The organism is Nonomuraea maheshkhaliensis, from assembly GCF_039529435.1.
Classification (GTDB): Bacteria; Actinomycetota; Actinomycetes; order Streptosporangiales; family Streptosporangiaceae; genus Nonomuraea; species Nonomuraea maheshkhaliensis.
In genome coordinates, this window is sequence record NZ_BAAAMU010000328.1 from 1 (window position 1) to 766 (window position 766).

Consider the following 766-nt stretch of genomic DNA (forward strand, 5'->3'; position numbering starts at 1 on the left):
TGGAGGGTGTAGAGCTCGGCGTAGAGGCCGTTGTGGGTCATGAGGGTGTCGTGGTCGCCTTGTTCGGTGATGTGGCCGTGGTCGAGGACGTAGATGCGGTCGGCGTAGCGGACGCTGGCCAGGCGGTGGGTGATGAGCAGGACGGTGCGGCCGTCGGCGTGGGTGCGGATGCGTTCGAAGAGGGCGTGTTCGGCGCGGGCGTCGAGGGCGGCGGTGGGTTCGTCGCAGATGAGCAGGTCGGCGTCGCGGTGGAAGCCGCGGGCGACGGCGATGCGCTGCCATTGGCCGCCGGACAGTTCGCAGCCGTCTTTGAAGCGGCGGTCGAGCAGGGTGCGGTAGCCGTGGGGGAGTTCGGCGATGACCTCGTCGGCGCCGGCGACGGTGGCGGCGGCGTGCAGGGCGCTTTCGCCGCGGTCGGTGCCCATGGTGATGTTGTAGCGGGCGGCCAGGGGCCAGCGGGTGTGGTCCTGGGCGATGACGGCGGTGCGGGTGCGCAGCTCTTCGGGGCTGACCTGGGACAGGTCGGTGTCGTCCCAGCGCACGGTGCCGGTGTCGGGTTCGTACAGGCCGGACAGGATCTTGGCCAGGGTGGTCTTGCCCGAACCGTTCTCACCCACGAACGCGATCACCTCACCCTGCTTGATCTCGACCGAGACACCGCTGAGCGCCGGTGACTCCGCGCCCGGGTAGGTGAAGGTGATGTCCTCGGCCGTGATGCGCTCGAAGGAGCCGGGGACGGGCAGCGGCCTGGGGCCGGTCAGCCGTC

1 protein-coding gene is annotated in these 766 nt (G+C 70.2%); it reads right to left on the reverse strand.

Annotated features, from left to right (window positions below):
* The coding region (locus ABFX54_RS56680; RefSeq protein WP_346115624.1) for an ABC transporter ATP-binding protein at nt 1-766 on the reverse strand (766 nt) is incomplete at both ends.